The sequence below is a fragment of the Parasphingomonas caseinilytica genome (assembly GCF_036663755.1).
GTDB lineage: Bacteria > Pseudomonadota > Alphaproteobacteria > Sphingomonadales > Sphingomonadaceae > Sphingomonas.
Window position 1 is genome coordinate 74,781 of the sequence record NZ_JAXOJL010000010.1, and the last position, 12,309, is coordinate 87,089.

Below are 12,309 nucleotides of genomic sequence, written 5' to 3' on the forward strand. Positions count from 1 at the left end.
ACGCCGGACGTATCGGGCCACGAGCCTGCCAAGGGGAAATATGATGCGGACGAAATTTTTTGCAGGCGTTGCATTTGCTGCGCTGATCATTCCGGGCGCGGCATATGCCCAGTCGACTGGCTCGACGGATTTCGATAATGGCGGCGAAGAAGTCGTGGTTACGGCACGGACCACCAAGGGTATTGGTGGCGTCCAGCTTCCCGACGTTCCGAAGTCGCGTTCGACCATCACGTCGGAATTGATCTCGCGCCAGCGCCCCGGCCAGACGGTCAACGACATCATCAACCTGGTCCCGGGCGTCAGCTTCCAGAACAACGATGCGACCGGCGCGGCCGGCGGCACGTTCACGATCCGCGGCTTCGACAGCACGCGCATTTCGCAGACGCTGGACGGCATTCCGCTGAACGACACCGGCAACTACGCAATCTTCTCGAACCAGCAGCAGGATCCCGAGACGCTCGAATCGGTGACCGTCAACCTCGGCACGACCGACGTCGACAGCCCGACGGCATCGGCGGTCGGCGGCACCGTCAACATCCGTACGCGCGTTCCTTCGCAGAATTTCGGCGTGATGATGAGCGGCACTTACGGCCAATATGCGGGTGAAGGTGATCCGCGAAACCGCGACATCCTGCGCATCTTTGGCATGGTCGACACCGGCGATATCGCTCATACCGGCGTGCGCGGTTTCTTCTCGGGTTCGAAGATCGAAGCGTTCAATCCGTTCAACAATTACGGCAAGCTGCGCAAGCAGCAGTATAATGCGCGCCTCTACAAGCCGCTGGGCGACAAGGGCGATTTCATCTCGATCGCCGGCCAGTGGAACGAGAACCGCAACAACTTCCTGGGTTCGGTTCCGCTGCGTAGCGATCAGACGCAAGCTGTAACGATTGGCGGCGTGACCACCATCATTCCTCGTATTCCAGGTCCGAACACGGCAAACCGCGCCCCGCTGACTGCAGCCGAGCGTTTCTACTCGATCAACTATCCGTGCCTGGTCAACGGCGTAGCCCGGCCGGGCGTCGCCGACGGCATTGCAGCAGCACCGGCACAGCCCAGCGCTGGCGCAAGCTGCGGTGCGGAGTTCGACCGTCGCTACAACCCGTCTAACACCGGCAACATCCGCTTAGGTTCGCGCTTCACGCTAAGCGACAAGCTGGTGTTCACGCTGGACGCAAGCTATCAAACCGTGAAGGCCAATGGCGGCGGCACGGTAAACCTGCTCGAAGGCACGGCCAATCTGTCGCAGACCACTGCCGTCGAAACGCTCACCGGCGTGATCAATTCCGGTCCGAACACCGGTAACGCCGCGCCGGCCGGCTTCGGCTATTATGTCGGTCGCGATCTGAACGGTGACGGCGACCGGCTCGATACGGTTCTTGGGATCTCGCCAAGCCAGACCGCCACTCGGCGTTATGGCGCGGTCGCTGGCCTCGCCTACGAACTCGACGAGAACAACCGTATCCGTCTGACCTACTCGCTCGATTATGGTCGTCACCGCCAGACCGGCGAAGTCGGCCTGCTGCAGGCGAACGGCGAGCCGATGGATGTTTTCCCGGTTAATGGCGGCCTCACGGATGCCAGCGGCGCGGTTCTGCAAAAGCGCGATCGCCTTTCCTACGCGATCCTGAACCAGGTTTCGGCGCAGTATCGCGGCAAGTTCTTCGATAACGCATTGAACGTCGAGATCGGTGTGCGTGCCCCGTTCTTCCGCCGCGAACTGAACCAGAACTGCTTCACCGTGTCGGCAAACGGCAACGTAAGCTGTGTGACGCCGAGCGGAACGGCCGCTTATGCCGCGGCGAACCCTTATACGTACTTCGCGCCCGGCGTGACGACCGTGGGTTCGGTGACACGCCCGACGACGACGGGCACGTCATGTGCCGTCACGACATCGGCCTGCGTCGTCGGTTTCGCCCCGCCGCAGCAGCGCGTGCTCAACTACAACCGCGTCTTGCCGAGCGGTGGCTTGACGTACAACTTCACGTCCGAAGCCAGCATCTACGCCAGCTATGCCAAGGGCCTGTCGGTGCCGAGCACGGACAACCTATATAACTCGTTCTACTATGCGGTCGGCTCGCCCCAGGCGACGCCTAAGCCCGAAACGACCGACAGCTACGATGTCGGCCTGCGCTACAACACCAGCAAGGTCCAGGCGTCGATCGCGGGCTGGTTCACCAAGTTCCAGAACCGCACCGTGTCCGTGTATGATATTGAGAGCGATACCAGCATCTTCCGCAACCTGGGTACGGTGAATAAATACGGCGCCGATGCCTCGCTGGCATATCGTCCCGTGCGCGAGCTGCTGCTCTACGTGTTCGGTTCGTATCTGCACTCGGAGATCAAGACCAACGTCGAAGCCGGTCGTATCCCGACGACCAACGCCACGACCTTCTTCCAGACCGCAGGCAAAGCCGAGGGCGGATCGCCGAAGTGGATGTTCGGTGGCCGTGCACAAGGCACGATCGGCCTGTTCGATCTGGGCGTTCAGGGGAAGTATACCGGTGCCCGCTTCGTCAACGACGAGAACCTGCCGGTCTACACCTGCCTGGTATCGACCACTGCAACCGGCGGCATCTGCCCCGACGCATCGCAGAACAAGATCTACGGCGCGCGGATCTCGTCCTACGTGCTCGTCGATCTCGACCTGCGCTTCAACATCGGCAAGCTGCTCAACAGCGACAAGACGTTCCTCCAGGTCAATGTCAGCAACCTGTTCGACAAGGTCTATATCGGCGGCCTTAGCGGCTCGAGCGGCTTTGTTGGCCTGCCCAACCGCTACTCGATCGGCAACGCCGTCATCGGCACCCCGCGCTCGATTACCGCAACGCTGCAGGTCGGCTTCTAAAACCACCTGCCATCGTTACAGAAAAGGCCGCCGCCCCATTCGGGACGGCGGCCTTTTTCTTGTCTTGAGCAGGAGGCCGGTGGCCCTTCCCCCGTCTGCGCTGAATCTGTCGAAGCAATGCCTTGCTCTCACCATCGAGAGTAAGGGCAGTCCTTCGACAAGCTCAGGACGGACGGGTGTGTAGGATACGCCCGCGCCTCACCGCATCAGTACGAGTTCCTCGGCCATCGAGGGATGCAGCGCCACTGTCTGGTCGAAGGCGTCCTTGGTCAGCCCGGCCTTTACCGCGATCGCCGCGGCCTGCAGGATTTCCGGCGCGTCGGGGCCGATCATGTGCAGGCCGATCACCTTGTTCGTGTCGGAGTCGCAGATCATCTTGTACAGCGCGCGTTCGTTGCGGCCGGCCAGCACGTTCTTCATCGGGCGGAAATCCGAGGTGTAGACCTTGCACGATCCGAGCTTGGTCTTGGCCTGCGCCTCCGTCATGCCGACACCGGCCATCGGCGGGTGGCTGAACACGGCGGCGGGGATGTTCTCGTAATCGACCCGCGTCGGCTTGCCGCCGAACACGCTATCCGCGAACGCCTGCCCCTCGCGGATCGCAACCGGGGTTAGCTGCACGCGATTGGTCACGTCGCCCACCGCATAAATGCTCGGGCAGGTCGAGCGATTGTCCTCGTCCACCTTCACCGCGCCCTTGTCGTCCAGTTCGACGCCAGCGGCTTCCAGTCCCAGCCCGGCGGTGTTCGGCTCGCGCCCGGTGGCGAACATCACGCAATCCACCGTCACCGGCTCATGGCCGGACATCTTGACCGTCAGGCACCCGTCCTCGCCCTTTTCGATGCCCTGGAAATCAGCGTGGAAGCGGAATTCGATCCCCTTCATCATCGAAATCTGCAGCAGTCGGTCGCGGATCGATTCGTCATAACCGCGCAGGATCACGTCGCTGCGGTTGATCAAAGTCACGTGCGCGCCGAACTGGTAGAAGATGCCGGCGAATTCGTTGGCGATATAGCCCGCACCCGCGATCAGGATACGCTTCGGAATGGCATCGAGATGGAACGCCTCGTTCGAGGTGATGCCATGTTCGTGGCCCGGGCATTTCGGCACCGACGGCGTCGCGCCGGTGGCGATCAGGATCGTCTTCGCCGTCACCTCGCGCCCGCCGGCCAGCTTCACATCATGCGGCCCGGTGATCGTCGCGCGTTCGGCGATCATCTCGACGTAATGGCTCTCCAGCGTGGTCGTGTACGCGCCGCTGATCCGGTCGACCTCCTCCAGCACATTGTCGCGCAGCACCTTCCAGTCGAAATCGCACTGGTCGGGCACGTCCCAGCCGAAACGCTTGGCATCCTTGAGATCCTCGGCGAAATGCGCGCCGTAGATCAGCAGCTTCTTGGGCACGCAGCCCCGGATCACGCAGGTGCCGCCGATGCGATATTCCTCGGCGACGGCGACCTTCGCGCCGTGCGCGGCGGCTACGCGCGCAGCGCGCACGCCGCCGGAGCCTGCACCGATGACGAAGAGGTCGTAATCGTATTGGGGGTCAGTCATCTCAATGCCTCAAGAAATACCGTTCGTGCTGAGCCTGTCGAAGCACCGTTCTTTTTTCGACGGTGGAGAAGAAGGACGGCCCTTCGACAGGCTCAGGGCGAACGGGGATAGGTGGTGCACAACAGGATGCGGTGGGCGACGTTCAGCCGAACGCCCGCTTGATCAGGTCGTCGGTCGAGGCGTCGAAACTCTGCCCGCCTTCCACCGCCGCCTTGGCCATTTCCTTGCCCAGTTCCACGCCGAACTGGTCGAACGAATTGATCCCCAGCAGCACGCCGTTCACGAACACGCGGTGTTCGTAGAACGCGATCAGCGCGCCCAGCGAGCGCGCGTCGAGATCGTCGAGCAAAATCGTCGAGGACGGCCGATCGCCCGGATAGCTGCGCGCGCCATCGTCGTTATGCTTGCCCTTCATCAGCGCGGCACCCTGCGCGAAGGCGTTCATCAGCAACTGGCGGTGATGCTCCTCCGACAGCGTATCGCCCGGCTCGATCGCCGCGACGAATTCGACCGGCACGAGGTGCGTGCCCTGGTGGAGCAACTGGAACACCGCATGCTGCGCCTCGGTGCCCACCCCGCCCCAGGTGATCGCCGCACTCGGGCGGCCAAGTGGCTCACCCTCGGCCGTCACGCTCTTGCCGTTCGATTCCATTTCCAGCTGCTGGAGATAGGGCGGCAACAGTTTCAGCCGCTGATCATAGGCGAAGGTCGCGCGCGTCTCGGCGTGCCGCACCTGCGTGTAATAGAGGTCGGCAAACGCCGCGAGCGTCGGGGCATTCTCGTGCAAAGCGGTCAGGCGGAAATGCCGGTCCATCTCGGCCGCGCCTTCGAGCAGTTCCTCGAAACAATCCCAGCCCAATGCCAACGCCGCCGGAAACCCGATCGACGACCATAGCGAATAACGCCCACCGATGCTCTCCGCGAACGGCAGGATGCGCGTCTCGTCCACGCCCCATTCCAGCGCCTTGTCCGGATCGGCGGTGAGGGCCACGACCTTGCCGTAGACGTCCGACACGCCGTGTTCGGTCATCCATTGCAGCACGCTCTGCGCATTCAGCATCGTCTCGGTGGTGGTGAACGTCTTTGATGCGATCACCAGCAATGTCGCGGTGGGGTCGAAGCGCGCGAACGCATCCTCAAGTGCCACGCCATCGACATTGGCGACGATCGCCACGTCGTAGCGATCCTCATCGCGGCCCAGCGCATTGACCAGCAGGTCCGGCCCCAGCGCCGATCCGCCGATGCCGACATGCAGGATGTGACGGATCGGCCCCAGCGCCTCGCCCTCGATCGCGTCGATCAGGCCGCGCATGCGGGCGTGCAGCGCGCGCGCCTTGGCCACGCTGTCCGCCTTGCCCTCGCCCCGCTCGGCGGTATGCTCGACCGCGCGGCCTTCGGTTAGGTTGACGATCTCGCCACCGAACAGCGCCTCGCGCTTCGCCGCCAACCCCTGCGCCTTGGCCAGCGCCGCAAACGCCGTCACCGCATCCTCGGTCAGGTGGGTCTTCGACCAGTCGAAATGCAATCCCGCGACGTCGACGGACAGCTTCGCCAGCCGCCCCGCATCCTCGGCGAACAGCTCGATCAACGTCTTGGCAGGCAGCGCCTGAATCGCGCTCCAGTCGGCATTTGGCATCGTCATCTCGCTTCTGTGGGTCGGACCGTAGATTGCCCTAGTATAGGCCGGTTTCAACCGCCAGCTTGACGCACACCGCGCATCCCCCCAAACCGCCGCCATGTCCGATACCACCACCTCCGGGAAGACCGCTGTGCCCGCCGCCGCGGCCAAACCGAAATCCGAAACCCGCGAAACGCTGACGTTTCTGCTGAAGCTCGCATTGATCGTGCTGATCTTTCGCAGCTTCGTCTTCTCGCCGTTCAGCATCCCGAGCGAATCGATGCTGCCGCGCCTGTTGATCGGCGATTATCTGTTCATCTCGAAATGGAATTATGGCTATTCGCGCTGGTCGCTGCCGTTCGGCGTGCCGCTGATTCCGGGGCGGATTTTGGCGCGCGACCCGGCGCGCGGCGACGTGGTGGTGTTCCGTGGCCCTCCCGGCGACGATGTCGACGTGATCAAGCGGGTCATCGGCCTGCCCGGCGATACGATCCAGATGCGGAATGGCCAGTTGATCCTGAACGGCGTGGCGGTGCCCAAGGAGCGCATCGCCGACTTCATCCTGCCGATCAGCCCCAATTATCCCGCCAGCGACGACGTGAACGGCAAGTGCGACGCCGCGCATCTCGGCGTCGTCGAGAACAAGCAGATCTGCCGCTATTCGCGCTTCCGCGAAACCCTGCCCGGCGGGCGCAGCTACGACGTACTGGATGCCGCCAATACGCCAGCGGACAATACCGGCGTCTATACCGTTCCCGCCGGATCGGTGTTCGTGATGGGCGACAATCGCGACAACAGCGCCGACAGCCGCTTCCCCGCGCCGGCGGATGCGATGCCGGGCGAGCCCGTCGGCATGGGCTATGTGCCGATGGACCGGATTCAAGGCAAGGCCGTGGTCGGCTTCTTCTCGACCGATGGCAGCGCTTCGTGGCTGCTGCCTTGGACGTGGTTCTCCGCCGCCCGGTGGAGCCGCATCGGGGAAGGTTTTTGAACGATAGGCTTTTGAACGGTGCCTTGAGCGACTGGATCGAGACGACGCTCGGCCACCGCCCGGCGGATCTTGCGGCCTATCAGCGCGCGCTGACTCATGGCAGCCAGGCGGCGGAGAATTACGAGCGGCTGGAGTTTCTGGGCGATCGCGTGCTCGGCTTGGTGATGGCCGAATGGCTGTGCGAATTGTTCCCCGGCGAGGCGGAAGGGGCGCTCTCGAAACGACAGCACATGCTCGTCTCGGGCGTGACCTGCGCCGATGTCGCGCGCGATCTCGGTGTACCGCTGCATCTGCGGCTCGGTAAACAGGCGCGCGATGCGGGCGCCAGCGACAGCGACAACGTGCTGGGCGACGTGATGGAGGCGCTGATCGGCGCGCTGTATCTCGACGCCGGCCTGGCCCCGGCGCGCGCCGCGATCCGCAACGCGTGGGGGGCGCGCACGACCGGCCAGATCAAGGCACCGCAGCATCCCAAGTCCGAACTTCTCGAATGGGCCGCGGCGCATAAGCGCAAGCCCCCGGCTTATGAGGTGATCGACCGCTCCGGACCGGATCATGCGCCGCGCTTCACGGTGAAGGTCGCGTTGGGCACCTTTGCCGATGCGTCGGCGGAGGGCAGTTCGAAGCAGGAGGCGGAGAAGGCAGCGGCGATAGCGCTGCTGGCGAAATTGGGGTGAAGCGGACCATTCTTATTCGTCCATGTTGAGCTTGTCGAAGGACCGCCCTTCTTTCCACCGCCGAGAGAAATTGCAGTCCTTCGACAAGCTCAGGACGAACGGGGAAGAGGGACGTGCCTCTTGCCGAGACGCTTTCCATGCGCCAACCCGACGATCATGACTGATACCACCCAATCCTGCGGCCTCATCGCCGTGCTCGGCGCGCCGAATGCCGGCAAGTCCACGCTCGTCAACGCGCTGGTCGGGCAGAAGGTCGCGATCGTCAGTCCCAAGGCGCAGACTACGCGCGTGCGGTTGATGGGTGTCGCGATTGAGGGCGACACGCAATTGCTGCTGGTCGATACGCCCGGCATCTTCGAACCCAAGCGTCGGCTCGATCGGGCGATGGTGCAGGCCGCGTGGGGCGGGGCGGAAGGTGCCGATATCCTCGCGCTGGTGGTCGATGCCAAAGGCGGGCTCGGCAAGAAGGTGACCGATATCGCCGAGAGCATCGCCGGGCGGCCGGAGCCGAAATACCTGATTCTCAACAAGGTCGATCTCGCCGACAAGGCCAAGCTGCTGGTCCATGCCGAGAAATTGAACGCCGCGGTGGAATTCGCCGAGACCTTCTTCGTCAGCGCGACGACCGGCGATGGCCTCGCCGACCTGAAGGCGCATCTCGCCAAGGCGATGCCCGAGGGGCCGTGGCATTATCCCGAGGATCAGGTGTCCGACGCGACCGAACGCAGCCTGGCGTCGGAAGTGACGCGCGAGCAGCTCTATCTGCAGCTCCACGCCGAACTGCCTTATGCCAGCGCGATCGAGACCGAACAGTATAAGGAGCGCGAGGACGGATCGGTCGAGATCCACCAGCAGATCCTGGTCGAACGCCCCACGCAGCGCGCGATCGTGCTGGGCAAGGGCGGCGTGCGGATCAAGGAAATCGGCGCGCGCGCGCGGGCGGAACTTTCGAACATCATGGGCCGCCCGGTGCATTTGTACCTGCACGTTAAGGTCAAGCCCGGCTGGGACGAGGATCGCGATTCGTACCGCGAAATGGGGCTGGACTGGGTGGATTGACCGGCGTTTACTCGAGCGCGACGCCCCTTCCGTTCGTGCTGAGCCTGTCGAAGCACCGTTCTTCTTAGTCGCCGGGCAGATAGAAAGAACGGCCCTTCGACAGGCTCAGGGCGAACGGGGAAAGGGTGGCGCAACCGATTTGGGAGCCTCTAACCCAAAAACCTCCCCCACCCATTGCGGTACCAACACCCCCGCCGCACCCATCCGCGCCTCGGCAAAGAATACGCTCCCGGCCGAAGGATCGAGGTTCAACTCCAGCGTCTCCGCCCCGTAATAGCGCGCCGTCTGCACGAACCCGGCGGCCGGATACACCGCGCCCGACGTGCCGATCGAAACGAACAGATCGCAGGTCGCCAGCGCCGCCTCGATCCGCTCCATGTCGTACGGCATTTCGCCGAAGAACACGATGTCCGGCCTCAGCGCCCCCGCCCCGCACGCGCCGCACACCGATCCCGGCGGCAGATCGTCCGCCCACGCCTCGCGCTCTCCGCATGCCGCGCACAAGGCCGATTTCAACTCGCCATGCATGTGCAACATCCGCCGCGCCCCGGCGCGTTCGTGCAGATCGTCCACGTTCTGAGTCACGATCAGCAACTCGCCCGGCCATTCGGCATCGAGCCGCGCCAGCGCGTCATGCGCCGCATTGGGCGCGACCGTCGCCAGCGCCGCCCGCCGCGCATCATAGAAACGATGCACCAAATCCCGGTCGGCCGCCAATGCCTCGGGCGTGCACACATCCTCGACCCGGTGCCCTTCCCACAGGCCGCCCGGCCCACGAAACGTCGCGATGCCGCTCTCCGCCGATATACCTGCGCCGGTCAGCACGACGATGTTGCGAATGTCCCTCATGCGCTACTTTAACCCGGCCCAGCGCCGTGCGCCAACCGTGTCGAAATCATCCACTCGCGACCATAAAGGGCTGTTCGCCCCCCGCCCCGTGTGGCAGCAGGGCGGGCATGACGAAGATCGGCATCATCGGCAGCGCAGGGCGCATGGGTCAGGCGCTGGCGGCGGTGGTGCCCGATCTCGGCGGTACGCTGATCGGCGGGATCGACGCGGGTGGCGATGCGATGCTGCTCGCGCGTGACGCCGATGTGCTGGTCGATTTCTCCGCACCCTCTGCGCTCGAAGCGACGCTCGCCGCCGCGCGAACCACGCGTACCCCGATCCTGATCGGCACCACCGGCCTGTCGCCGACGCACCACGCCCTGATCGACGCCGCCGCGCAGGACATCGCCGTTTTGCAGACCGGCAACGTCTCACTCGGCGTCACACTGCTCGCCAAACTGGTCCGCGAAGCCGCGGAACGGCTTGGGCCCGACTGGGACATCGAGATTCTCGAAATGCACCACCGCCACAAGGTCGATGCCCCTTCGGGCACCGCGCTGCTGCTCGGCGAAGCGGCGGCGGCGGGACGCGGCACGACCTTGTCCGAGACGCGCGTCGCGGATCGCGCGGGGCTCACCGGCGCGCGCAGCGAGGGCACGATCGGCTTCGCCTCGCTACGTGGCGGATCGGTCGCCGGCGATCATCAGGTGATCTTCGCTGGCACCGGTGAGCGGATCGAGATCGGCCACCGAGCGGAGGATCGCGCGATCTTCGCCAAGGGTGCGATCACCGCCGCGATCTGGCTCTCGGGCCAGCCGGCCGGGCGCTATACGATGGGGCAGGTGCTCGGGCTGTGAAGAAAGCTGAGGCGTTCGAATTCTATCGCCGCCTCGCCGAACACGATCCGCACCCCGAAACCGAACTCGAATACGGCAATCCGTATCAACTTGTCGTCGCCGTCGCCTTGTCCGCGCAGTCGACCGACGTGGGCGTGAACAAGGCCACCCGCGCCTTGTTCGCCGAGGTCGATACACCGGAAAAGATGCTGGCCCTGGGTGAAGCGGGCCTGAAACAGCACATCAAGACGATAGGCCTGTTCAACACCAAGGCGAAGAACGTCATCGCCCTGTCGCAGATGCTGATCGACGATTTCGGCAGCGTGGTGCCGAACGACCGCGACGCGCTGGAGCGCCTGCCCGGCGTCGGACGCAAGACCGCCAATGTCGTGCTCAACGTCGCCTTCGGGCAGGAGACGTTCGCGGTCGACACGCACATCTTTCGCGTCGGCAACCGCACCGGTCTGGCGCGCGGCAAGACGCCGCTAGCGGTGGAACTGAAGCTGGACAAGGCCACGCCCCAGCCTTTCCGTATGCACGCGCATCACTGGCTGATCCTGCATGGCCGCTATGTCTGCAAGGCCAGGCGCCCGGAATGCTGGCGATGCATCGTCGGCGATCTCTGTGCGTTCAAACCCAAGACGCCCGCGCCGAAGGGGACGGGTCAGGAGAGAGAAGATGCGTAAATCCATTCTTGTGCTCGCCGCGATCGCCCTCACCGCCCCCGGCATGGCGCGCGACCGCAGCCAGGTCCCAGAGGCCGTGCCCGCCGGCAAGCCCGAAAGCTGCCTATCGATCCCCCGCATCCGCGCCACGCATGTGCACGGCGACCGCGTGATCGATTTCGAGACGACGGGCGGCAAGGTCTATCGCAACACCCTGCCCAACTCCTGCCCGGGCCTCGGTTTCCGCGAAGCCTTCGCCTACGAAACCTCGCTCAGCCAGCTCTGCTCGGTCGACATAATCACCGTGATCGAAAACCCGCCGGTGAGCCGCGGCGCCAGTTGCGGTCTCGGCCAGTTCCAGCCGGTGACGCTGGTGAAGACGCCCAAACGTTAAACGGCTAGCGCCCACCGCGCACCTTTGCTAGGCAAGCCCCCGCATCGGCACCCGTAGCTCAGCTGGATAGAGCGCTGCCCTCCGAAGGCAGAGGCCACTGGTTCGAATCCAGTCGGGTGCACCATTTTCCGAAATCGAGACCGATAGACTAATCTCATCAAGGTTCGGGCCGCGAACTTGAGCCAGATCAGCCTATTAAATCGTCCCCCATTAGCAACTTCCCGACCTCGCTGCCGGTTGACGCCCTACGCCCGACGCGCCTCCATTTCGCGTCGGGCGCACCTTCAACCGAGGAGTGTCACATGGGCTTGTTCACCAAGGATATCGCGACGTTCGATGATCTGTTCCTGCATCAGTTGCAGGATGTCTATTATGCCGAAAACCAGATCACCAAGGCGCTGCCGAAGATGGTCGAAAAGGCCACCGATGGCGGGCTGAAGGCCGGATTCCAGACGCATCTCCAGGAAACCGAAGGCCAGATCCGGCGGCTGGAGCAGGTGTTCGACCTGCTCGGCGAAAAGCCCAAGGCGGTTACCTGCCCGGCGATCGACGGGATCATCAAGGAAGCGAACGAAGTCGCCGGTGACATCGCCGATCCGGCGGTGCTCGACGCGGCGTTGATCGCCTCAGCTCAGGCTGTCGAGCATTACGAGATCACGCGTTACGGCACACTCGTCACCTGGGCCGAGCAGCTTGGCCGCAGCGACATCGCCGCGATCCTGCAGGAAACGCTCGACGAGGAATATGCCACCGACGATAAGCTGACCGCCATGGCCAAGTCGAAGATCAACGCACGGGCTGAAACTGCGGTTGAACCCGCCTGAAACGACATCGGGGCG

Annotated in this window: 11 protein-coding genes and 1 tRNA gene; 9 read left to right on the forward strand and 3 right to left on the reverse strand. The window is 64.0% G+C overall.

The features are described from left to right. The first annotated feature begins 43 nt into the window (after nt 1-43). Entirely contained in the window at nt 44-2,848 is a 2,805-nt protein-coding gene (locus tag U1738_RS18070) for a TonB-dependent receptor (RefSeq protein ID WP_332790428.1), read from the forward strand. 198 nt (nt 2,849-3,046) lie between these two features. Here the strand turns inward: U1738_RS18070 and gor are convergent, their stop codons facing one another. Both gor and pgi read right to left on the reverse strand, forming a co-directional pair. After that, nucleotides 3,047-4,402: a glutathione-disulfide reductase gene (gor, locus tag U1738_RS18075; RefSeq protein WP_332790429.1), complete on the reverse strand. Its 1,356-nt coding sequence runs from the start codon at nt 4,400-4,402 to the stop codon at nt 3,047-3,049. A 142-nt stretch (nt 4,403-4,544) separates the two neighbouring features. Further along, nucleotides 4,545-6,044 (reverse strand): glucose-6-phosphate isomerase, encoded by a 1,500-nt coding sequence (gene pgi, locus U1738_RS18080; RefSeq protein ID WP_443027047.1) that lies wholly within the window; start codon nt 6,042-6,044, stop codon nt 4,545-4,547. Nucleotides 6,045-6,138: 94 nt separating this feature from the next. Here pgi and lepB point away from each other — a divergent pair, with 94 nt between their 5' ends. The 3 genes from lepB (at nt 6,139) to era (ending at nt 8,747) form a co-directional block, all read left to right on the forward strand. Further along, nucleotides 6,139-7,011, forward strand: a complete 873-nt coding sequence (lepB, locus tag U1738_RS18085; RefSeq protein WP_332790430.1) for a signal peptidase I — start codon at nt 6,139-6,141, stop codon at nt 7,009-7,011. Next, a complete protein-coding gene (rnc, locus tag U1738_RS18090) occupies nt 7,008-7,688 on the forward strand; it encodes a ribonuclease III (protein ID WP_443027048.1) in 681 nt (226 codons plus the stop codon). The genes lepB and rnc overlap by 4 nt, the downstream gene beginning before the upstream one ends. A 156-nt stretch (nt 7,689-7,844) precedes the next feature. Further along, complete coding sequence (gene era / locus U1738_RS18095) at nt 7,845-8,747, forward strand: GTPase Era (RefSeq protein WP_332790431.1); 903 nt, start codon at nt 7,845-7,847, stop codon at nt 8,745-8,747. Between the two features lie 105 nt (nt 8,748-8,852). Here the strand turns inward: era and U1738_RS18100 are convergent, their stop codons facing one another. Continuing rightward, entirely contained in the window at nt 8,853-9,596 is a 744-nt protein-coding gene (locus tag U1738_RS18100; RefSeq protein WP_332790432.1) for an NAD-dependent deacylase, read from the reverse strand. A gap of 107 nt (nt 9,597-9,703) precedes the next feature. Here U1738_RS18100 and dapB point away from each other — a divergent pair, with 107 nt between their 5' ends. The 5 genes from dapB to U1738_RS18125 all read left to right on the forward strand — a co-directional run bounded on the left by dapB (nt 9,704) and on the right by U1738_RS18125 (nt 12,294). Beyond that, complete coding sequence (gene dapB / locus U1738_RS18105) at nt 9,704-10,432, forward strand: 4-hydroxy-tetrahydrodipicolinate reductase (RefSeq protein ID WP_332790433.1); 729 nt, start codon at nt 9,704-9,706, stop codon at nt 10,430-10,432. After that, nucleotides 10,429-11,097, forward strand: a complete 669-nt coding sequence (nth, locus tag U1738_RS18110) for an endonuclease III (protein ID WP_332790434.1) — start codon at nt 10,429-10,431, stop codon at nt 11,095-11,097. Before dapB ends, nth begins: the two co-directional genes overlap by 4 nt. Beyond that, the gene (locus tag U1738_RS18115; RefSeq protein WP_332790435.1) at nt 11,090-11,470 is read left to right on the forward strand and encodes a hypothetical protein; all 381 of its coding nucleotides are present in this window, start codon (nt 11,090-11,092) and stop codon (nt 11,468-11,470) included. The genes nth and U1738_RS18115 overlap by 8 nt, the downstream gene beginning before the upstream one ends. 47 nt (nt 11,471-11,517) lie before the next feature. Next, nucleotides 11,518-11,594 (forward strand) — tRNA-Arg (locus tag U1738_RS18120). A 178-nt stretch (nt 11,595-11,772) separates the two neighbouring features. Beyond that, a complete protein-coding gene (locus U1738_RS18125) occupies nt 11,773-12,294 on the forward strand; it encodes a YciE/YciF ferroxidase family protein (RefSeq protein WP_332790436.1) in 522 nt (173 codons plus the stop codon). Nucleotides 12,295-12,309: the final 15 nt, after the last annotated feature.